The sequence below is a fragment of the Streptomyces dioscori genome (assembly GCF_003024195.1).
GTDB classification, from domain to species: domain Bacteria; phylum Actinomycetota; class Actinomycetes; order Streptomycetales; family Streptomycetaceae; genus Streptomyces; species Streptomyces dioscori.
In genome coordinates this window covers 105592-126555 of sequence record NZ_KZ679040.1, presented here as the reverse complement: position 1 = coordinate 126555, position 20964 = coordinate 105592, and the positions used below count along the sequence as shown (strand labels likewise).

Annotated in this window: 20 protein-coding genes; 6 read left to right on the top strand and 14 right to left on the bottom strand. The window is 69.9% G+C overall.

Annotated elements, in window-relative coordinates; translation table 11 throughout:
- Positions 1-4: 4 nt before the first annotated feature.
- The 3 genes from C6Y14_RS08545 to C6Y14_RS08535 form a co-directional block, all read right to left on the bottom strand.
- Positions 5-1318 (bottom strand): extracellular solute-binding protein, encoded by a 1314-nt coding sequence (locus C6Y14_RS08545; protein WP_107015940.1) that lies wholly within the window; start codon positions 1316-1318, stop codon positions 5-7.
- 316 nt (positions 1319-1634) lie between these two features.
- On the bottom strand, positions 1635-1946 hold the full coding sequence (locus C6Y14_RS08540) for a DUF3039 domain-containing protein (protein ID WP_189775099.1): 312 nt from the start codon (positions 1944-1946) through the stop codon (positions 1635-1637).
- Positions 1947-1975: 29 nt separating this feature from the next.
- A complete protein-coding gene (locus C6Y14_RS08535) occupies positions 1976-2548 on the bottom strand; it encodes a YqgE/AlgH family protein (protein ID WP_107015938.1) in 573 nt (190 codons plus the stop codon).
- A 252-nt stretch (positions 2549-2800) separates the two neighbouring features.
- Here C6Y14_RS08535 and murA point away from each other — a divergent pair, with 252 nt between their 5' ends.
- Positions 2801-4147 (top strand): UDP-N-acetylglucosamine 1-carboxyvinyltransferase, encoded by a 1347-nt coding sequence (gene murA, locus C6Y14_RS08530; RefSeq protein WP_107015937.1) that lies wholly within the window; start codon positions 2801-2803, stop codon positions 4145-4147.
- 115 nt (positions 4148-4262) lie between these two features.
- On the opposite strand, the gene C6Y14_RS08525 is transcribed toward murA, so the two are convergent.
- The 6 genes from C6Y14_RS08525 to C6Y14_RS08495 form a co-directional block, all read right to left on the bottom strand.
- Complete coding sequence (locus C6Y14_RS08525; protein ID WP_007382399.1) at positions 4263-4544, bottom strand: HU family DNA-binding protein; 282 nt, start codon at positions 4542-4544, stop codon at positions 4263-4265.
- A 795-nt stretch (positions 4545-5339) separates the two neighbouring features.
- The gene (locus tag C6Y14_RS08515; RefSeq protein WP_107015935.1) at positions 5340-6755 is read right to left on the bottom strand and encodes an NAD-dependent malic enzyme; all 1416 of its coding nucleotides are present in this window, start codon (positions 6753-6755) and stop codon (positions 5340-5342) included.
- 428 nt (positions 6756-7183) lie between these two features.
- Positions 7184-9661, bottom strand: a complete 2478-nt coding sequence (locus tag C6Y14_RS08510) for a HelD family protein (protein WP_107015934.1) — start codon at positions 9659-9661, stop codon at positions 7184-7186.
- 139 nt (positions 9662-9800) lie between these two features.
- The gene (locus C6Y14_RS08505; protein ID WP_107015933.1) at positions 9801-10574 is read right to left on the bottom strand and encodes an anti-sigma factor family protein; all 774 of its coding nucleotides are present in this window, start codon (positions 10572-10574) and stop codon (positions 9801-9803) included.
- 38 nt (positions 10575-10612) lie between these two features.
- Positions 10613-11134: a sigma-70 family RNA polymerase sigma factor gene (locus C6Y14_RS08500; protein WP_010039908.1), complete on the bottom strand. Its 522-nt coding sequence runs from the start codon at positions 11132-11134 to the stop codon at positions 10613-10615.
- A gap of 217 nt (positions 11135-11351) precedes the next feature.
- Positions 11352-11945 carry a CGNR zinc finger domain-containing protein gene (locus C6Y14_RS08495; RefSeq protein ID WP_107015932.1) on the bottom strand — a complete coding sequence of 198 codons (594 nt, stop codon included), beginning with the start codon at positions 11943-11945 and terminating at the stop codon, positions 11352-11354.
- 330 nt (positions 11946-12275) lie between these two features.
- Here C6Y14_RS08495 and C6Y14_RS08490 point away from each other — a divergent pair, with 330 nt between their 5' ends.
- The gene (locus C6Y14_RS08490) at positions 12276-12821 is read left to right on the top strand and encodes an anthrone oxygenase family protein (protein WP_225890972.1); all 546 of its coding nucleotides are present in this window, start codon (positions 12276-12278) and stop codon (positions 12819-12821) included.
- Between the two features lie 9 nt (positions 12822-12830).
- Here C6Y14_RS08490 and C6Y14_RS08485 read toward each other — a convergent pair whose 3' ends face one another.
- The 3 genes from C6Y14_RS08485 to C6Y14_RS08475 all read right to left on the bottom strand — a co-directional run bounded on the left by C6Y14_RS08485 (position 12831) and on the right by C6Y14_RS08475 (position 16325).
- Complete coding sequence (locus tag C6Y14_RS08485) at positions 12831-14021, bottom strand: uroporphyrinogen-III synthase (RefSeq protein WP_107015931.1); 1191 nt, start codon at positions 14019-14021, stop codon at positions 12831-12833.
- A 175-nt stretch (positions 14022-14196) separates the two neighbouring features.
- On the bottom strand, positions 14197-15579 hold the full coding sequence (locus tag C6Y14_RS08480; RefSeq protein WP_107015930.1) for a nitrate/nitrite transporter: 1383 nt from the start codon (positions 15577-15579) through the stop codon (positions 14197-14199).
- Between the two features lie 263 nt (positions 15580-15842).
- Positions 15843-16325: an ATP-binding protein gene (locus C6Y14_RS08475; RefSeq protein WP_107015929.1), complete on the bottom strand. Its 483-nt coding sequence runs from the start codon at positions 16323-16325 to the stop codon at positions 15843-15845.
- A 142-nt stretch (positions 16326-16467) separates the two neighbouring features.
- On the opposite strand from C6Y14_RS08475, the gene C6Y14_RS08470 reads away from it, so the two are divergent.
- The 4 genes from C6Y14_RS08470 (at position 16468) to C6Y14_RS08455 (ending at position 19551) form a co-directional block, all read left to right on the top strand.
- Complete coding sequence (locus C6Y14_RS08470) at positions 16468-17322, top strand: helix-turn-helix domain-containing protein (RefSeq protein WP_107015928.1); 855 nt, start codon at positions 16468-16470, stop codon at positions 17320-17322.
- Between the two features lie 11 nt (positions 17323-17333).
- The gene (locus C6Y14_RS08465) at positions 17334-17522 is read left to right on the top strand and encodes a DUF397 domain-containing protein (RefSeq protein WP_107015927.1); all 189 of its coding nucleotides are present in this window, start codon (positions 17334-17336) and stop codon (positions 17520-17522) included.
- A gap of 42 nt (positions 17523-17564) precedes the next feature.
- Positions 17565-18224 (top strand): TMEM175 family protein, encoded by a 660-nt coding sequence (locus tag C6Y14_RS08460; protein ID WP_107015926.1) that lies wholly within the window; start codon positions 17565-17567, stop codon positions 18222-18224.
- A gap of 124 nt (positions 18225-18348) precedes the next feature.
- Positions 18349-19551 (top strand): SGNH/GDSL hydrolase family protein, encoded by a 1203-nt coding sequence (locus tag C6Y14_RS08455; RefSeq protein ID WP_107015925.1) that lies wholly within the window; start codon positions 18349-18351, stop codon positions 19549-19551.
- Positions 19552-19614: 63 nt separating this feature from the next.
- On the opposite strand, the gene C6Y14_RS08450 is transcribed toward C6Y14_RS08455, so the two are convergent.
- Both C6Y14_RS08450 and C6Y14_RS43995 read right to left on the bottom strand, forming a co-directional pair.
- Positions 19615-20247 carry a hypothetical protein gene (locus C6Y14_RS08450; RefSeq protein ID WP_225890971.1) on the bottom strand — a complete coding sequence of 211 codons (633 nt, stop codon included), beginning with the start codon at positions 20245-20247 and terminating at the stop codon, positions 19615-19617.
- A gap of 17 nt (positions 20248-20264) precedes the next feature.
- Positions 20265-20918 (bottom strand): hypothetical protein, encoded by a 654-nt coding sequence (locus tag C6Y14_RS43995; RefSeq protein WP_159074197.1) that lies wholly within the window; start codon positions 20916-20918, stop codon positions 20265-20267.
- Positions 20919-20964 lie beyond the last annotated feature (46 nt).

The window sequence follows — 20964 nt, the reverse complement described above, 5'->3', positions numbered from 1 at the left end:
CGGCTCATCCGGCGGAGCTGAACGCGTCGTTCATCTTCTTGGCCGCGTCCTTGGAGGCGGCCTCCACGCCCTTACGTCCGCTGACGACCTCCTGGAACATCGTCGGCAGGACCAGGGACGCGTCGATCTGCGACCAGGCGGGCGAGGCCGGGACGAACTTGGCGCCGGAGCCGAGGGTCTTCACGAACGGCTCGACGAACGGCTCGCGCTTCGCGACGTCCTTGCGCACGTCCGTGAACGTCGGCAGGAAGCCCATCGCGTCGAAGAGCGCGCCCTGCGTCTTCTTCGACGCGAGCTGCTCCATCAGGTCGACGGCGAGGGTGCGGTGGGTGGTGCTCTTGAGCACGCCGAGGTTGTTGCCGCCCGCGAAGGCGGGGGCGATCTCCCCGGACTTCACCCCGGGCAGCGGGACGACCTTGTACTTGCCCTTGACCTTGCCCGCCTCGATCGCCGCGTGGCTGAAGTCGCCGCCGATGGCCATGCCGGCCTTGCCGGAGGCGAACGCCGTGACGGTGTCGTTGCCACCCATGCCCGCGCACTTGGCGGCCGGACAGTTGTCGTCGCCGAAGAGCGAGGTGTACGCCTTGATGCCCTTCTGGGCCTCGGCGCTGTCGATGGTCGAGGCGTACGAGCCGCCCTTGCCCTCGGCCAGCTCTCCGCCGTTGGACCAGATGAACGGCATCGCGCCGTACGTGTAGGCGCCGCCGACCGCGAGCCCGTACAGGTCGGGCTTCGCCTGCCGGATCTTCTTGGCCGTGCTGATCAACTCGGCCTGTGTCTTCGGCACTTCGAGGTCCAGGTCCTCGAATATGTCGGTGCGGTAGTAAAGAGCGCGCACACCGACGAAGTACGGGGCGCCGTAGATCCTGCCGTCGACGGTGACGGACTGCTTGGCGGTCGGGTCGGTGTCCTTGGACTCGCTCCAGTCCGTGAACTCCTCGCTGACGTCCGCGAGTCCGCCGTCCTTGACGTAACCGGCGGTGTCCGTGTTGCCGTACTCGATGAGGTCGGGCGCGCTCTTGGGGTCGTTGAAGGCGGCCTTGATCTTCTCGGCGCGGGTCTCCACGGGGATGTACTGGACGTCGACCTTCGTGCCCTTGTGAGCCTTCTCGAAGGCGGTGACGACCCCGTCGACCACCTTCTCCTTAGGCGCGTTGGTGACCTCCTGGAAGAGCCACACACGCAGGGTGCCGCTCTTCTCGTCCTTCCCTCCGGAGTTGTCGGACGACTCGGGGGCGCAGGCGGTCGCCGTGAGTCCGGCGACGACGAGGGCGGCGATCGGGGCGGCCATACGGGCAGAGAGAGGTGCGAGCTTCATGGGGGCGTCCTCCGGGGGCGCGTTGCAGCATCTGCAATGGTGGTTTTGCGCTGCACAACACCCGGGAGGCTATGGAGTACATGAACATGCCCACAAGAGGTCTCAACCACTCTGTGACCGGCAGAAGCACTCCATGCAACGGGCTCCCCGGACAAAGGCCCCGGATACGCCCCATACGCCGACCGCGCCGCGAGCCCCGCCGGTCTGCCGGACACGGCGGACCGGAGCCCAGGCCGGTCAGCCGGACACGACAGAACCGCGGCGCCCCGCACCGGGGCGCCGCGGGGCGCGGGAGACCGCTAAGGCCACGGGTGCGCTACTTGCCGCCGTCCTTGCCCTTGCCGCCGCCCTTGCCGTCGTCGCCGCCGGCGCCCATGGACTCGTAGATCTCCTTGCACATGGGACACACGGGGTACTTCTTCGGGTCCCGGCCCGGGACCCACACCTTGCCGCAGAGTGCGACGACGGGCGTACCGTCGAGCGCGCTCGCCATGATCTTGTCCTTCTGGACGTAGTGGGCGAAGCGCTCGTGGTCCCCGTCGCCGTGCGACGTCTGCGGCGTCGGCTCTACGAGGGTTCCCGTCCCAGTGCCTCGCTGGGGCTGGGTCTCAGGCTCAAGAGTGCTCATGAACGCAAGAGTACTGAAAGCGGGGGACATCAGTTGAGCGAAGGGTCGTCCGGATACGTGGCCACCATCGCCAGTTCGCTGCGCTGACGGCGCAGCACCTCGCGCCACAGCCGTTCCGGAGCGGGCGAGGAGACGTCACCGGGCTCCGACTCGACGACGTACCAGGCGCCGTCGCCCAGTTCGTCCTCCAGTTGCCCGGGCCCCCAGCCCGCGTACCCCGCGAAGATCCGCAGGGAGCCGAGCGCCGAGGCGAGCAGCTCCGGCGGGGCCTCCAGGTCCACGAGGCCGATCGCGCCGTGCACCCGGCGCCAGCCGAGCGGCGCGCGCTCCCCGGAGGCGCCGCCCGGGATCACCGCGACCCCGAGCGCGGAGTCCAGGGAGACGGGGCCGCCCTGGAACACGACCCCGGGCTCCCCCGCGAGTTCCGCCCAGCCCGCGAGGATGTCGCCCACGTCCACCGGAGTCGGGCGGTTGAGGACGACGCCCAGCGAGCCCTCCTCGTCGTGGTCGAGGAGCAGCACCACCGCGCGGTCGAAGTTGGGGTCCGCCAGGGCGGGTGTGGCCACGAGCAGCCGCCCTGTGAGCGAGGACACCTCCGTCATGCGAGACATGATCCCGCATCTTCCCCGTGCGGGGGGAGGCAATGCCCCTACCGACGGGAATGCAGCTCAGGGCGTACGGGTGCAGGTGGAGCGCACGGTTGGGGCCGGTGACCCCACGTGTCCGATTAGGCACGGTTCGTGTTGTGGCAAAGCTATGACGTGTCTGAGAGCCCCTCGGGCTTACAGAAGGGGGGTGGGCGGCCATTACCCTTGCTTCTTCGCCTCTGTCCCACCAATCGGAACGCGAGATACATGACCGTCAACGGCTCAGACGACGTACTCCTTGTCCACGGCGGAACCCCGCTGGAGGGTGAGATCCGTGTCCGCGGTGCGAAGAACCTCGTACCGAAGGCCATGGTTGCCGCACTGCTCGGCAGTGCTCCGAGCCGGCTGCGCAATGTCCCGGACATCCGCGACGTGCGGGTCGTACGCGGACTGCTGCAGCTGCACGGGGTGACGGTCCGTCCGGGTGAGGAGCCGGGCGAGCTCATCATGGACCCGTCGCACGTGGAGAGCGCCAACGTCGCGGACATCGACGCCCACGCGGGTTCGTCGCGTATCCCGATCCTCCTGTGCGGCCCGCTGCTGCACCGCCTCGGCCACGCGTTCATCCCGGGCCTCGGCGGCTGCGACATCGGCGGCCGGCCGATCGACTTCCACTTCGAGGTGCTGCGGCAGTTCGGCGCGACGATCGAGAAGCGCGCGGACGGCCAGTACCTGGAGGCTCCGCAGCGGCTGCGCGGCACGAAGATCCAGCTGCCGTACCCGTCCGTCGGCGCGACCGAGCAGGTGCTCCTGACGGCCGTCCTCGCGGAAGGCGTCACGGAGCTCTCGAACGCGGCGGTCGAGCCGGAGATCGAGGACCTGATCTGCGTCCTGCAGAAAATGGGCGCGATCATCGCGATGGACACCGACCGCACCATCCGCGTCACGGGCGTCGACAAGCTCGGCGGTTACACCCACGCGGCCCTGCCGGACCGCCTGGAGGCCGCCTCGTGGGCTTCCGCGGCCCTGGCGACCGAAGGCAACATCTACGTCCGCGGCGCCCAGCAGCGCTCGATGATGACGTTCCTCAACACGTACCGGAAGGTCGGCGGCGCCTTCGAGATCGACGACGAGGGCATCCGCTTCTGGCACCCCGGCGGCCAGCTCAAGTCGATCGCGCTGGAGACGGACGTCCACCCCGGCTTCCAGACCGACTGGCAGCAGCCCCTCGTGGTCGCCCTCACACAGGCCACCGGCCTGTCGATCGTCCACGAGACGGTGTACGAGTCCCGCCTCGGCTTCACGTCCGCGCTCAACCAGATGGGCGCGCACATCCAGCTCTACCGCGAGTGCCTGGGCGGCTCGCACTGCCGCTTCGGCCAGCGCAACTTCCTGCACTCGGCGGTCGTGTCGGGCCCGACGAAGCTCCAGGGCGCCGACCTGGTCATCCCCGACCTGCGCGGCGGCTTCTCGTACCTCATCGCGGCGCTGGCGGCCCAGGGCACGTCCCGGGTGCACGGCATCGACCTGATCAACCGCGGCTACGAGAACTTCATGGAGAAGCTGATCGAACTGGGCGCGAAGGTCGAGCTGCCGGGCAAGGCACTCGGCTGACAGTCAGCCCGGCCGGCGTTCCAGGCCATCTTTGAGCGAACCACGATGGGGCGGCACCCGGAAGTCCGGGTGCCGCCCCATCAGCGTTCTCAGCGAAGCGCTAAGCGCTAAGCGCCTACTTGCCCTTGGCGGCTTCCTTGAGCTTGCTGCCCGCGGAGACCTTGACGCTGTAGCCGGCCGGGATCTGGATCGGGTCACCGGTCTGCGGGTTGCGCGCGGTACGAGCGGCACGGTGGGTGCGCTCGAAGGTCAGGAAGCCGGGGATGGTGACCTTCTCGTCGCCCTTGGCGACGATCTCACCGACGGTCTCGGCGAAGGCGGCCAGAACGGCGTCGGCGTCCTTGCGGGTCACCTCGGCACGGTCGGCCAGCGCGGCCACCAGCTCACTGCGGTTCATGTTGTTACTCCCGTGTTCTTCTTGCCGTTGAGGCGTGCCACGCGGCGGAGCCGCATATCGGGCACGTCGAAGCCGATGCTGCCAGGGTCCTCGGCGGTCCCCGGACCCGGGTCCGTGGCCGGACCCTCGCGCCCGAAGACGCATCCTGCCCCCACCTGCGGCGGGAAAGCCAATCCGGCACCCCTGGGAGTCACACGAAAAGCGCCACGGCCTCGAAATGGTGACGCTCCGTCCGCTCCCGGCAGCGGACCGCAGGGCCGGTGAGGGCCTGGTGGGCCCGCAGGGACCGAGCCTTGGCCGCCACCCTAGAGGCGGGCCCGCGCCCTGTGTCCGGCGACGCGCCGGTTTGGACGCGGGGTGGCAACCGTCACAGCGGCTACCTCTACGGGGCTCCGCCCCGAACCCCGCCGCGCGGAGCCCCCTCGTGACGGCCACCTCCACGGGGCTCCGCCCCGGACCCCGCCGCGGAGATCCTCGTCCGCGGGTCCGGTGGGGGCTGGTCGCGCAGTTCCCCGCGCCCCTGAAAGGCGGGGCTGCGCCCCAGCCTTTCAGCCCACCCGCGGTGGTTCCAGCCCGTCCGCGGCCATCTCAGCCCGTCCGGCGCTTGAGGACGAGCGCGCAAGCGCGACAGGGGCCGGGGCGCAGCCCCGCCTCCAGGGGCGCGGGGAACTGCGCGGCCAGCCCCCACCGGACCCGCGGACGAAACCCGCTTACAGCCCGTCCGGCGTCTGAGGACCAGCGCGTAAGCGCGACAGGGGGCTGGGGGCGCAGCCCCCAGGGAGGTGAGGCGGCGCCTCAGACCGTGACGCCTGCCGCCTTCGCCGCGTCGCGGACCGCGCCCGCCACCGCCCCCGCGACCTTGTCGTTGAAGACGCTGGGAATGATGTAGTTCGCGTTGAGCTCGTCCTCGGTCACGACCTCCGCCAGCGCCGTTGCGGCCGCAAGCATCATCTCGGTGTTGACCGTGCGGGACTGCGCGTCCAGGAGCCCGCGGAAGACACCCGGGAAGACCAGCACGTTGTTGATCTGGTTCGGGAAGTCCGAGCGGCCCGTGGCCACGACCGCCGCGGTCTGCCGGGCGACACCCGGGTCGACCTCAGGGTCGGGGTTCGCGAGCGCGAAGACGATCGCGTCGTCGGCCATGGCGGCCACGTCGTCGCCGTCCAGCACGTTCGGCGCGGACACGCCGATGAACACGTCCGCGCCGCGCACGGCCTGCTTCAGCGTGCCCGTGACGCCCTCGGGGTTGGTGTTGTCGGCGATCCACCGCAGCGGCGAGTCCTCGGCGGCCTTCACCAGGTCCTCGCGGTCCGCGTGCACGACACCGTGGATGTCGGCCACGACGGCGTGCTTGACGCCGGCGGCGAGCAGCAGTTTCAGGATGGCCGTTCCGGCCGCGCCCGCGCCCGACATGACGACGCGGATGTCGCCGATGGACTTGCCGGTCACGCGCAGCGCGTTCGTGAGCGAGGCGAGAACGACGATCGCCGTGCCGTGCTGGTCGTCGTGGAAGACGGGGATGTCGAGGGCCTCGCGCAGGCGGGCCTCGATCTCGAAGCAGCGCGGGGCGGAGATGTCCTCCAGGTTGATGCCCGCGAAGCCGGGGGCGATCGCCTTGACGATCTCCACGATCGCGTCGGTGTCCTGCGTGTCCAGGCACAGCGGCCAGGCGTCGATGCCGGCGAACCGCTTGAAGAGCGCGGCCTTGCCCTCCATGACGGGCAGGGCGGCCTTGGGGCCGATGTTGCCGAGGCCCAGCACGGCCGAGCCGTCGGTGACGACCGCGACCGAGTTGCGCTTGATGGTCAGGCGGCGGGCGTCCTCGGGGTTCTCGGCGATGGCCATGCAGACGCGGGCCACACCGGGCGTGTAGATCATCGAGAGGTCGTCACGGTTGCGGATGGGGTGCTTGGACGCCATCTCGATCTTGCCGCCGAGGTGCATCAGGAACGTACGGTCGGAGACCTTGCCGAGCGTGACGTCCTCGATGCCGCGCAGCTGCTCGACGATCTCTTCCGAGTGCTGCGTGGAGGACGCCGCGATGGTGACGTCGATACGGAGCTTCTCGTGGCCGGAGGCCGTCACGTCGAGGCCGGTCACCGAGCCTCCGCTGGACTCCACGGCGGTGGTGATCTGGGAGACCGCGGTTCCGCTCGCGGGCACCTCCAACCGGACCGTGATCGAGTAGGAGACGCTGGGCGCCGTTGCCATGGCCGACTTCCTCTGCTTTCACCGAAGTACTGCTAGTGCTGCGAGTACTGCTCGTTCGCGGGTTTGCCGTCCGATCGTCGCACCTACCGCGGAGTACGTGGTAGCCGCCCCGGATTGCGAACCTTTTGTTCACGACGAAAGAGGTCCACGTCACCGGGTGACGTGGACCTCCGCCGTACGACTGCTGCTGTCGTTCAAGTTCAACCAAGTTCAATGACACCGACCCGCCATGCTCGCCTCGCGGCAAGTGGTCGCTCGTAGCGACGAAGGTTGGGCCCGGGGGCTTGGATCGGGCCGGTGTCACGTCAAAGGTAACAAACGATCCCCGTAAGGCAATTCCCGCACCGTGGGTTCACAGGGAAGCTTTACGCGGACGGGCCCCGCGGTTCACCGGGACGGGCCCCGCGATTCACGGGACCCGGTCCCCCTCAGTCCCGCAGCAGATCCGGCACCCCGTCGGCGTCCGGTTCGTCGCGGGCCGCCGAGACGATGGTGAGCTGCTGGGTCGCCCGGGTCAGGGCCACGTACAGCACGCGCAGCCCGGCCGGGGACTCGTCGGCGATCTCCGCCGGGGAGACGACCACCGTGGCGTCGTACTCCAGGCCCTTGGCCTCCAGGCTGCCGAGGGCCACCACGCGGTCCCCGAGTCCGGCGAGCCAGCGTGCGGCCTCGCCGCGCCGGTTCATGGCGACGACGACGCCGACCGTGCCGTCGACCTGGTCGAGCAGCCGGGCAGCCTCCTCCCGCACGGTCTTCGACAGGGCCTCCCGCGCGCCGCCGGAGCCCTGACCGCCCGCGGCGCCGCCCGCCGCGCCGCCCGCGGGCACCGCGGTGACGAAACGCGGCTGTACGCCCGTGGAGCGGACCGCGCGCGGCGATTCGGAGCCGGGCATGGCGAGGGCCAGCACCTTGGCGGCGAGCGCGGCGATCTCGGCCGGGTTGCGGTAGTTCACGGTGAGCGTGAAACGGCGGCGCGGACGGCTGCCGAGGGCTTCGTCACGGGCTTCGGCGGCCTCGTCCGGGTGCGACCAGGACGACTGGGCGGGGTCGCCGACCACGGTCCAGGTGGCGTGCCGGCCGCGGCGGCCGATCATGCGCCACTGCATGGGCGTGAGGTCCTGCGCCTCGTCGACGATGACGTGCGCGTACTCCGTACGCTCCTGGGCCAGCCGTTCGGCCCGCTCGCGCTGTGTCTCCTCGCGCTGGGGCATGAGCTCCTCCAGGCCCGTCAGCTGGTCGAGGGGGTCGAGGTCGCGCTTCTTGCGGGGGCGGGTCGGGGTGCCGACGATCGCCTCCAGCTCGTCGAGCATGGCCACGTCGTGCACGGAGAGCCCGTCCCGCTTGAGGGAGCGGGCGACCCGGCGCACCTCGCCGGGGTTGAGGATGCGCCGCGCCCAGCGCCCGAGGCGCCGCTCGTCGGCCATCGCCGCCAGTACGGCGCGCGGGGTCAGCTCGGGCCACCAGGCGTCGAGGAAGGCGATGAAGGCGTCCTCGGAGCTGACGTCCTCGTCGAACGACGAGCGCAGTTCGGCGGCCAGCTCGGGGTCGGTGTGCCGGGAGCCCGCGCCGGAGCGCGACCAGAGGGCGTCGAGCAGCAGCTTGCGGGCGCGCGGGCGCAGCAGGTTCACGGGCGCGGTCCCGGAGAGCGCGTTGTTGCGGATGCGGTCCAGTTCGGGCGCCTCCAGTTCCAGCCGGCGCCCGAAGGCGACGACACGGAGCCGGGTGGGCGTGGCGGCCGGGGCCCGGGAGCCGTCGCCCTCTTCCTCGCCCGCCTCCGTCTCCTCGTCGCCGAACGAGAGCTGCCCGGTCGAGAGCTGCCCGGCCGGGGCGGAGGCGCTGTTCCCGCCGGGCGTGCCCGGCGTCTCCAGGGCCCCGCGCGCCGCCTGCCGCAGCACCTTGAGCATCCGGTAGGAGCCCTTGGCGCGGGCGACGGCCGGCGTGTCGTACTGCGTGGCCTCGGCGCCGTCGACCAGGGAGCCGACGGCGCGGATGGCGACCTGGCCCTCCTCGCCGAGGGACGGCAGGACGCCTTCGGTGTACGCGACGAGCAGCGGCGTGGGCGAGACGATCAGGATGCCGCCCGCGTACCGTCTGCGGTCCTGGTAGAGCAGGTAGGCGGCCCGGTGCAGGGCCACCGCGGTCTTGCCGGTGCCGGGGCCGCCCTCTACGTACGTGACGGACGCGGCGGGGGCCCGGATGACGAGGTCCTGCTCGGCCTGGATGGAGGCGACGATGTCGCGCATGGTGTGGCTGCGGGCCTGGCCCAGGGCGGCCATCAGGGCGCCGTCGCCGATCACCGGGAGTTCGTTCCCGGCGAGGGTGGCCTTGAGTTCCGGGCGCATCAGGTCGTCCTCGACGCCGAGGACCTTGCGGCCCTTGGAGCGGATGACCCGGCGGCGTACGACCCGGCCGGGGTCGACCGGGGTGGAGCGGTAGAACGGCGCGGCCGCGGGGGCCCGCCAGTCGATGACCAGCGGCGCGTACTCGGCGTCGAGGACGCCGATACGGCCGATGTGGAGGGTCTCCGCGATGTCGGCGGTGTTGTCGGGGCGGACGGCTCCCTCGGCGGGTTCGACCGCCGTGTACGCGCCGTCCGGGCCCTTCTTGCCGTCCTTGCCCTGGAGGAGGTCGATCCTTCCGAAGAGGAAGTCCTCGAATTCGTTGTTCAGGCGGTTGAGATGGATCCCCGCCCGGAACACCTGCGCGTCGCGCTCCGCGAGTGCCCCGGGCGTACCGACCTGGCCGCGCTGGGCGGCGTCGTTCATCAGGAACTCCGCCTCGTGGATCTTTTCCTCAAGACGCTGGTACACCCGGTCGAGGTGTTCCTGTTCGACGCCGATCTCCCGGTCGCGTACGGAGTCGCCTACCGGATCGAGCGCCATTTCCTGCTGAACCTGAGCGGCCACCGGGCCCCCTTCTGACGTGCATGGCAGCCGTCAACCGTACGCGAAGGGGAGCCCGCCGGGCTACGTTTCCGCTCTTGATCCACTTACCGGTCGACTTCGCGCCGGCTTTCCCGCCGGTCCGCACGCCTCGTCGGCCGGCTCACGCGTCGACCTCGACCAGTTTGTCACCGTCGAAGGTGACGACCTCGAAGTGGTCGATGTCGGCGTTGCTCATCGCCACGGCGCCCTGGAGATAGAGCGGATTCCTGGCCAGCTCGGTGGCGGCGCCCTTGATGCCGTAGCCCCACTTCGGGACGGTCCAGGTGGTCGCCGTCTCCCGCTCGCCGCTCTTGCTGACGGCGACCAGGGAGCACTTCTGCGGGCCCTTGACGTTCTTCAGCTGGAGGGCGATGCCCGTGCCGTAGGGCTTGCTCACCGTGCCGACCGCGGCGTTGACCTGAGTGGCCGCGTCCGTGGCCTCGACCTTGTCGTCCATGCCGGCGAACGCCTGCTTGGCGGGGCTGACCGACGCCAGGGGCTTGGCCTCCTGCGCGGTGTCACCGCCGCCGGTGGCCGCGATCGCGGCGATCGGGCCGCCGATGATCAGCGAGGCCGCGAGCCCGAAGAACAGGCGCCTGCTCTTCTTGGCCTTGACGCGCCGCTCGACCACTTCGCCGACCAGCCGGTCGGAGAGCTGTGGGCTCGGGCGGACGGCCAGTGTCTCGCCGATGGCCGGTGTGCCGCGGGTTCCCGGCAGGTCCGCGAGGGCGGCGAGCATCGGCTCCATGCCGGCGAGTTCGTCGAGCTGCTGCCCGCACCACTCGCAGGTGGCGAGGTGCGCCTCGAACTCGGTCGCCTCGGCGTCGTCGAGGATGCCCAGCGCGTAGGCCCCTACCGTCTCGTGCAGATCGCCCTGCCCTTGCGAACTTTGCATGGGTCCAGGACTACCCGTTCCGTATCCCCCGTATGTGCTCATGCCGTCACCCCCCGCTCCTCCAGTGCGAGCTTCATCGAACGCAGGGCATAGAACACCCGTGAGCGCACCGTGCCGCTGGGTATCCCCAGGGTTTCGGCGGCCTCGTTTACGGTACGCCCCTTGAAGTACGTCTCGACCAGTACCTCCCGGTGGGCGGGGGTCAGGTCGTCGAGCGCGTCAGAGAGTGTCATCAGCCACAACGCCTTGTCGATCTCGTCCTCCGCGGGAATGACCTCCAGCGGCGACGGGTCCACCTCCTGCGGCCGGGCCTGCCGGCTGCGGTGCCCGTCGATGACGATGCGCCGGGCGACCGTCACCAGCCAGGGGCGTACCGAACCGGTCGCTCGGTTGAGCTGACCGGCGTTCTTCCACGCGCGGATGAGCGTCTCCTGCACGACGTCCTCCGCCCGCTGCCGGTCCCCGGCGACCAGCCGCAGCACATAGGCGAGCAAAGGGCCGGCGTGTTCGCGGTACAGCGCACGCATCAGCTCCTCGTCGGGTTCCGAGGGCTGGGACATGCGATGTCGGGCCCTCGGCGATCGTTCATCGGCCACGGCGGAATCCTTGCGCACGCCTACCTCCGGTGTCCGGGGGATCCCCCAGTCGGTCGCTCATCTCCGGATACGGGTGCGGGCGTTGCGCTGTTCAAAGTGAATGGAATTCTTTGTGAGGAGCACGAGGATTTCGTCTCCTCATCTGCTCCACAAGTGCTTCACGAGGGATCCACGGCAGATCCTAAGCCCGTGCGAGGGCTGCTCTGCGCCGGTGCCTGGCCACCCGCTCGCGGTTTCCGCACACCTCACTGGAGCACCACCTGCGACGACGTCCTCTGGACGTATCCAGGTAGACGATGGGGCAGTTGTCTCCCTCACACTGCCGGATGCTCGCGCGGGCCGCCGGATCCGTGAGGAGCTCCACCGCGTCACGGGCGACGGCCGCGAGGAGCGCCGCGCAGGTCGGCGGGGAGCACAGGGCGCGCACGAGCGAGCCGCCCGCGTCCCACACCGCCAAGGGTACGGGCGGTGCGGCGCGGGCGAGTTCGTTGACCCGGGCCAGCGCGATGACGAAGGGCCGCGAGTCCCGTACGGGCTCCTTGCGCACCAACTGTCCGATATGGCCGCGCAGTTCACGAAAGCCCATGATCCAGGAGGAGTCGGCCGACGCGAGCGGCGTACCCGCCGGGACGAGTCCGGATCCGGTGATCCAGGCCCGCAGCGGCTCGGCCGAGTCGAGCCGTTCCTCGGGGTGCGTGGTCGCCAGGAGATCGAGACAGATCCGCCCGGAGTCGAACCGCAGCTCGTACGGGGCCGTGGCCGTGCCCAGTGCCATGTGCCTGTCACCGCCTTGGGGTTGCCGCCGTGAGGGGCCGGTGAGGGATCGTGGGACGTCGGGAGAGATCGGGGGAGGTCGGGGGAGGTCGGGGGAGGTCGTGCGGTGGGGGTGCGCGAGAGGGCCGCGCGGGGCCCTTGAGGGGGCCGCGCAGGGCTCGTACTCCTACAGTGCCCTCCCCCGCGCGCGGCGGGAAGCCCCGCGCCGCTCCCTACCCGCCCACGCCGTCCGGCCACCGGCCCCGCACCGGGCGGGCGTTGGACGTCCGCTTATGCCGGTGCGCGTCCGAACCATGTCGTCCGGGTCCCGCCCGGCGCTTGACTCGACGGCATGACAACCGACACAGGGAACAGGACGGCGGAGAGCGGTAGGAAGCGGGGCAGGTCCGCCGGCGGTGTGCTGGTCGCGGCCACGGTGGCGATGGGGCTGATCGCCGGGCTGTTCTACGCGTTCGCGTGCAGCATCATGCCGGGGCTGGCCCGCAGCGACGACCGGGTGTTCGTCGAGGTCATGCAGAACATCAACGACGTCATCCAGAACCCGGTGTTCTTCCTGAGTTTCCTCGGCGCGCTGCTGCTGACGGGGATCTCCGCCTGGCAGTTGCGCGGCTCACCGAGGGTGCGCGCGTGGGTGTTCGCGGCGCTCGCCGTGTACGGACTGGCGTTCCTGCTCACCGTCGTCGTGAACATCCCGCTGAACGACGACCTCGCGGACGCCGGGAATCCGGCGACGATGGCCGACCCGGCGTCCGTGCGCGAGGAGTTCGAGGACCCGTGGGTGGCCTGGAACGTCGTACGGGCGGCACTGTGCACGCTCGCGCTGGGCCTGCTGGCACGGGCGCTGACGCTGTACGGCCGACCTGCCCGTCAGGGATAGGCGTACGTGTCAGACGTCGGCGTATTTGGAGTCGGCGGCCGGGTCGAGCGCCAGCCGGTAGCCGCGTTTGACGACGGTCTGGATGAGTTTGGGCGTGCCCAGTGCCGTACGCAGCCGGGCCATCGCGGTCTCCACGGCGTGCTCGTCCTTGCCGGCGCCGGGCAGCGCCCGCAGCAGTTCGGCGCGGGCCACCACCCAGCCGGGCCGCCGGGACAGGGCGCGCATCAGCGACATCCCGGCGGGCGGTACGGGCCGCAGGGCGTCGTCCACCAGTACCGCCTGCCCACGGATCTCCACCCGGTGTCCGGCGATCGGCAGGGTCCGTGCCCGGGAGGGCAGTTCCTTGCACAGCACCTGGACGAGGGGGCCGAGCCGGAAGCGTTCCGGCTGGACCGTGTCGATGCCCCTGGCCTGCAGCGGCAGCGCGGTGACCGGGCCGACGCAGGCGGGCAGCACGTCGTGGTTGAGGGCGGCGAGCAGTTCGGGCAGCAGCCCACGGTCGTCGGCGCGGTTCAGCAGGGAGGCGGCGGCCGGGGCGCTGGTGAAGGTCAGCGCGTCCAGGCCGCGGCTGATCGTGGCGTCGAGCAGCCGGTCCAGGGGCCCGATGTCCTCGGGGGCCATCCACCGGTACACGGGAACGCCGACGACCTCGGCGCCCGCGGCCCGCAGCGACTCGACGAAGCCGGGCAGCGGTTCGCCGTGCAGCTGGACCGCGATCCGACGCCCGTCGACCCCTTCCTCAAGCAGCCGGTCGAGCACTTCGGCCATGGATTCGGAGGACGGGGACCATTCCTCGGTCAGCCCCTGGGCACGTACCGCACCTTTGACCTTGGGGCCGCGGGCGAGGAGTTCGACGCTCCGGAGCACGTCGAGGAGCTGCTCCCCGAGCCCCCAGCCGTCGGCGGCCTCGACCCAGCCGCGGAATCCGATCGCGGTGGTCGCGACGACGATGTCCGGCGCCTGGTCGAGGAGCTGCTTGGTCGCCGCGAGGAGTTCGCTGTCGTCGGCGAGGGGCACGATGCGCAGGGCGGGGGCGTGCAGGACGGCGGCTCCGCGCCGCTGGAGCAGGGCGCCGAGTTCGTCGGCGCGGCGGGCGGCGGTGACGCCGACGGTGAATCCCGCGAGCGGCCCGTGGTCCTGCTGGTCGGTGCGGCCGGGTTGCTGCTGGGCCCGGTCCGGCTGCTGCGGTTCCTCGTACATGGATGGCATGTGGCTCTCGTCCCGCTGGAGTGGTGTTCGTCCGCGTCACCCGCTGGGTTGGGGCGCCCCGCCTACCCGCCTCACGACGGACGACCGAGCCTGTCAATCATGCGTGACAGGCTCGGTTCCGCTTGATGTCGCCCGTGTTACGTCACGTGTCGGGCCGTGTGTCGCGTTACACCTCGGCGTAGCTGAGCTGCGTCTTCGCCTCCGACGCGGTCATGGCGGTCGCCCCGGAGGTGGCGGGGCGGCGAAGGTATACGGCCCAGGTGACCGCGAAGCAGGCGGCGTAGAAGGCGAGGAAGGCGACGAAGGCCCCGGTGCCGGAACCGACGCTGAGGAAGGACTGCCGGAAGGCGAGGTTGATACCGAGCCCGCCGACCGCGCCCACGGCCCCGATGAGCCCCATGGAGGCACCCGACAGCCGCCGCCCGTACGACGCGGCTTCCTCGCCGGTGAGCCCCTTGGCGGCGGCCTTGGCCTGGAAGATGCCGGGGATCATCTTGTACGTGGAGCCGTTGCCGAGCCCGCTGAGCACGAACAGCACGATGAACGCGGTGGTGAACAGGGCGAGCGACTTCTCCATGGAGGCGACCACGATGACGGCGGTCGCGGCGCCCATGCCGACGAAGTTCCACAGGGTGATGCGGGCGCCGCCGTACTTGTCGGCGAGCCAGCCGCCGACGGGCCGGATCAGGGAGCCGAGGAGCGGCCCGATGAAGGTGACGTACGCCGACTCCAGCGGCGTACGCCCGAACTGTGTCTGGAGTACGAGGCCGAAGGCGAAGCTGTAGCCGATGAACGACCCGAACGTCCCGATGTAGAGGAAGGACATGATCCAGGTGTGCGGGTCCTTCACGGCCTCCTTGGCGGCCCCGCTGTCGTTCTTCACGGACGTGATGTTGTCCATGTACAGAGCACCGAGCACGGCGGCGACGACGATGAGCGGGATGTAGATCCCGAGCAGCAGCCGCGGACCGCCGTTGGCCCCGATGACGGCCAGCCCGATGAGCTGCACGACGGGCACGCCGATATTGCCGCCGCCGGCGTTGAGCCCCAGCGCCCACCCCTTCTTCCGCAGCGGGAAGAAGGAGTTGATGTTGGTCATGGAGGAGGCGAAGTTCCCTCCTCCGACCCCGGCGAGCATGGCGCACACGAGGAAGGTGCCGAACGACGTCCCCGGCTCCATCACGACGAAGGCGGCGATCGTCGGGACGAGCAGCATGCTCGCCGCGATGATGGTCCAGTTCCGGCCGCCGAAGCGGGCGACGGCGAAGGTGTACGGCACCCGAACGATGGCGCCGACCAGGGTCGCCATCGAGATGATGAAGAACTTGTCGGCGGGGGTCAGCCCGTACTCGGGCCCCATGAAGAGCACCATGACCGACCAGAGGGTCCAGATCGAGAACCCGATGTGCTCGGAGAGGACGGAGAAGAAGAGGTTCCGGTGGGCGACCTTCTCTCCCGTCTCCTTCCAGAACGCCTCGTCCTCCGGGTCCCACTGCTCGATCCAGCGGCCCCCTTTGCGCGTCGTGATGCTGCTGCTCGGGGCTGTCATCTCACGCCTCCACGATGTCTCCGGGTGGTATTTCCGAAGGTAGGGACGGCTCGTTTCCGCTCTGTGCCTTCGAGTGACCACGGGGGAACGTTGCTCTCACCCTCGGGCGGGGGGCGTGGTGAGGCCTTTCCATCGAGGGTCGCACAGGGGGCCGGCCCGGAGGGCGTGGACGGGGATGTGCGTAGGGGGTGACGCGGGGGTCTGTAGGGGGGGTCGGCAGGGAGGTCCGCACAGGGGGGTTCCTCAGACCTCCTCAGACCTCCTCAGACCTCGAACCACAGCAGTTTCCCGGCACCGCGTCCGAGCAGACCGCTCCCCAGGGACCAGCCGCCCCACGAGGTCGCGCACTGCTGTACGAGGAACAGCCCGCGCCCGCTTTCGGAGTCGACGGGGGTCGGTGTGATCGGGCTGATCGGGGTGGTGGGGGTGATCGGGCTGCTTTTCGCGCCCCGGCCGCCGGGAGGCTCGTCGAAGGGCGCCGGAATGTGGGGGCTGCTGTCCCACACGCCCACGCGCAGGCGCCCGTCGCCCAGCGCGGTCAGCCGCAGGGAGGCGGGCCCTCTGGTGTGCCGGTAGGCGTTGGTGACGAGTTCGGACGTCAACAGCTCGACGACGTCGAGGGTTTCGGCCATGCCGTGCCCGTGGAGGGCGGCCCGCACGGTCATGCGTGCGACGCGGGCGGCACGGGGGTCATGGGGCAGGCGAAGGGCGTACGTCCAGGTGTCGGGCGGGGCTACGGTGACCATGGGTGCCTCCAGAAGGAAGGGGAGAGGGCTCGCCACTCACCCTAGGGGAGGCGGTGTAATAATTTACATCGAATGAGCGCCAGAATTGATAGTTCCCTCTTGTGGGTGACTGGAGGGACGCGTCATGACGAGAGAGGGTTCAGTGCCGCCCAGCACCGCCCCCACGCTGCGCCAGCAGCGCCTGGGTACCGAACTGCGCAAGCTCCGGGAGCACGCGGGACTGACGTCCAGCGCCGCCGCAGGCCTGCTCGGCCTGAAGCAGGCGCAGATCAGCAACATCGAGGCCGGCCGCTATGCCGTCAGCGCCGACCGCGTCCGCACCTTCGCCAGCAGCTACAGCTGCACCGACTCCGCGTTCGTCGACGCCCTCGCCGCGATGACCGGCGGGCGGCAGCGTGGGTGGTGGGACGAGTACCGGGAGCACCTGCCGGTGACGTTGATCGACCTCGCCGAACTTGAGCACCACGCCGCCGGTCTGCGTGTGGCGCTCATCATCCACATCCCAGGCCTGCTGCAGACCACGGACCACGCACGAGCCCTCTTTCAGCAAGTGGCCCCGCCCATGCGGCAGTACGAGATCGAGCATCGCCTCACCCATCGCATGAAGCGGCAGGGCATCCTGCACAGGGACAACCCGCCCCCGTACGCGGCGACCATCCACGAGGCGGCACTCCGTATGGGCTTCGGCGGCCCGGACATCGCGCGCGGCCAGCTCCGGCACATCATCGATCTGAGCGAACTGGCCCACGTGTCCATCAGGGTGATCCCCTTCGGCGCGGACCACTTCCCGAGCACAGGCCAGTCGTTCGACTACGTCAAGGGCCCGGTCCCCCAGCTCGACACCGTCCAGCTGGACACGCACCATGGCGGCTGCGGATTTCTCGACGCGGACGCACAGCTGAGCAAGTACCGCTCCGTGCTGGATCAAATGGAACCGTGCGCGCTCAACCCCGCCGAGTCACGCGACTTCATCCACCGCCTCATCCGGGACACCTGAAAGAGACCACCATGCCCGCCATCCACTGGCAGAAGTCCACGTACAGCGGCGACAGCTCTAACTGCATCCATGTGGCCACCCCGGCCGCCGGAACCGTCGTCCTCCGCGAGAGCGACGCGCCCGACACCACCCTCATAACAACCCCCGCCCGCCTGGGCGAACTGATACGCACCCTGAAGGCGCAGCACCCCACTCCCTAAGATCACAGACACAGACACAGTTCTGACGTCAGGGAGCTTCGGATGAGCGAGAGCGATCGGCCGGAGCCAGGGTTCTCGCCCGAGAGACTGGCCTTCTTCACGGACGCGATCTTCGCTATCGCGATGACCCTGCTGGCCGTCGAACTGGAACGCCCGGACGAACAAGAACTGGCGTCGACCCGCGCGCTCGGCAGTTTCCTCGTGCACGAGCGGGACTCCTACCTGGCGTTCGCGCTGGCGTTCATCCTGCTCTGGTCGGTGTGGCGCCGCCATCACAAGCTGATGGACCGGATCGGCAGGCTGTCGAGCGCGTTCACGGCCTGGCACGCGCCGTTCCTGCTGCTGGTCGCGTTCCTTCCGTTCCCGACGGCGGTCATCGGCGCCTCGGCGACCAACCCGCTGGCGGACACGCTGTTCGCGGCCACCATGGCGGCGATGGTCTGCTGCGAGGCCGTCATCAGGGAGATCTCCCACAGGACCGGGCTGACGACGGGCGACCCGGCGGACACGCGCCACCAGGCGGACGGCTCCTGGGCGGTCGGCGCCTGGTTCCTCCTCAGCGCGGCCCTGGCCTGGCTGCTCCCGTACGCGTTCGTCCTGTGGTTCCTCGCCCCGCTGGCCTCCCCGTACGGCGGAGCGCTGATCTCGCGCCTGCGCGGGCCGCATCCGGAGTCGCGGGACGTGAACGCCCCGCGCCCCTAAGGCGAAGCGGCGCGGCGCACCCCGGCGCGCGGCCGACGTCAACCGATGGCGACGCCCGACCCGTTGGAGGGGCAGCACGGCCCTCGGCGCATATCCGGTGTTTGCCTTGGCAATTGACAGCGGCATGAGAACTTCTTGGGTACGAGGCCGAGGCAGGGGCCGACTGCGCATCGCGGTCGCGACCGCGGCCGTGGCCGCCCTGTGCGGAGCCGGCCTCACGCAGGGCGGGACCGTGCACGCGCACGCGCAGAGCAGGGCCGCCGAGACACCGTGGGTGGTGTCCCTGGGCGACAGCTTCATCTCCGGGGAGGCGGGCCGCTGGGCGGGCAACAGCAACGACAGCGCAGGCGGCTACTCCGGTACCGACCGGGCCTACGACCAGCCGAGCCGGACGACGGACGAGCGCCGGGTGTACGGCACGTCCTACGACAACGGCTGCAACCGCTCCGACAGCGCCGAGGTCAATTCGTCCCCCGCCCCGGCCGGGGCCCACCGGCTCAACCTCGCCTGCTCGGGGGCCACCTCGACCGCGATCCTGCTGCCCGAGCACGGCGGGCGCCCGTTCAAGTCCGAGCCGTCGCAGGCCGAGCAGCTCCAGAAGGCCGTCACCGGACACCCCGTACGGGCGGTCGTCGTCTCCGTCGGCGGCAACGACCTCGGCTTCGAGGACGTCATCGTCGCCTGCGCCAAGGGCTTCGTCACTCCCATCGGGGCGTCGCCCTGCGCTCCCACCCAGGCGCCGGAGGTCAGAAAGCGGCTGCCCATGATGCGCACCGCGGCCGTCGCCTCCCTCGCCGACGTCACCACGGCCATGAAGCGGGCGGGCCACCCGGCGGGCAGCTACCGCCTGATCCTGCAGTCCTACCCGTCACCGCTGCCCGACGGCGGGCGGATCCGCTACCCCGGGGAGAAGTACGACCGCCTGACCGACGGCGGCTGCCCCTTCTTCGACAGGGACCTCACCTGGGCCCACGACCAGCTCGTACCCGAGATCAGCAGCACGCTCGCCTCCGCGGCCCGGGAGTCCGGCGCGGAGTTCCTGGACCTGTCGCGCGCCTTCGACGGCCGGGAGGTCTGCTCCACGACCACGGTCCAGGCCGGCCCCGAGCGGCCCTCGGGCCGCACCAGCGAATGGGTCCGCTTCGTCACGACCGGCGCGGGCCAGGGCCAACGCCAGGAGTCCCTGCACCCCAACCACTACGGCCAACTGGCCCTGGGCGCCTGCCTGGGCCTCCACCTGACCGGAACCCCGGCGAACCACCGCTGCACCAATACCCCGGGAGAAGGGCCACGCGCGATGCGCCTGGGCCCGGCCCCCACGAGCTGACGACCGAGGCCTGATCGGAGGGGGCGTGACGCTGCGGCCCGTGGCCTGCGCTGTGCGGTCACCTCAGGGCTGACACGCGGCACTCCCCCTCTGAGAGGTGATGTCGTGAATCACCCAGACACCCTTGTCGTTCTTCTTGAGTGACGTCTGGTAAGCGACGTAACTGTCCGCGGTGACCTCGGTCTTCTTGATCCGCTTGCCCTTGAGGTACATGACGAACGCCTTGCCCTGATCCTCGCAATAACTGAACGAGGCCGTCCCGTCACCACGAACGTTCACCTTCGGGTCGTAGAAACGATAGGCACCCGTGGTCCGAGCCTTGTTGTCCACATACCTCTGAATGAACTGCTCGGTCCCCGCGGCGGCCTCCCCCTCGTAATAAAAGAGATACGGCTTGTCCAGGGCATCCTGATGGGCGATGGCCAGATCAACAGCCTTGACGGACTGCGCACCGTCACTCAGAACAGCGTCCCTCTCCTTGTCACCGCTCTTCGGCCACTCGAAGGTATAGCTCAGATCCGAGGGCAGCTCGATCTCCGGGCGGTCGGTGACAGCTGACTCAACTGCGCTCGGCGAAGCGGACTTCCGCGCGCCGGTGTCGGCGCCCGGGCCCTTGCCGTCGGAGCTGCCGTCGGAGTTGCCGCTGCCACAGGCGGACAGCGTCAGGGCCGCGGCAACGGTCACCGTCGCGGTCACGACACGACACACCCGATTCACGGCTGACACTTGTCGGCACCTCGCGTAGAGGAGATCTTCATGAGTTCCCAGACTCCTTCGTCGTTCTTCTCCACCTGGACGCCATAGGCGACGTAACTCTCCTTGGTGACCTCGGTCCCCTTGATCTCGCCGGTCTTGATCACCTTGCTGAATGCTTTGCTCTCGTCCGCGCAGTAGGTGAGCGAAGCGGTGCCCTTCGAGCCGACCGTGACCTGGCGGTCGAAGTAACGCGTGTCCCCGGTCACCGTCCAGCCGACATCCACGAATGCCTTGACCCACTTCTGGGCGGCCACCGCGCCCTCGCCCTCCGTATAGAACTCAAGGGCCGGCAGTCGCGGATCCTGGGCAACGATGGCCGCGGACAGGGCTCGGACGAGTTGCGCGTTGTCCTTGAGAATTGCTTTCTCGACAGGGTCCTCGGACGCTTCCGGGGTGAAGCTGAGCTTGACGTCCGAGGGCAGCTCGATCGCCGGACGCCGCGCCGCAGCTTCTTCCGAAGCGCTGGTCGAGGCCGACTTCTGGGAACCCGCGGTGGCCTCGACCTTGTCCTTGCTGTCGCTCTCGGGGCTGTCGCCACTACAGGCGGACAGCGTCAAGGCCGCAGCGGCGGTCAGTGTAAGCGCTGCGAGCAGGGTGGGACGGCGGTTCACTAACGGCTCCTGGTGAAGGCGATGTCATAACAGAGCGGCCTGCGGA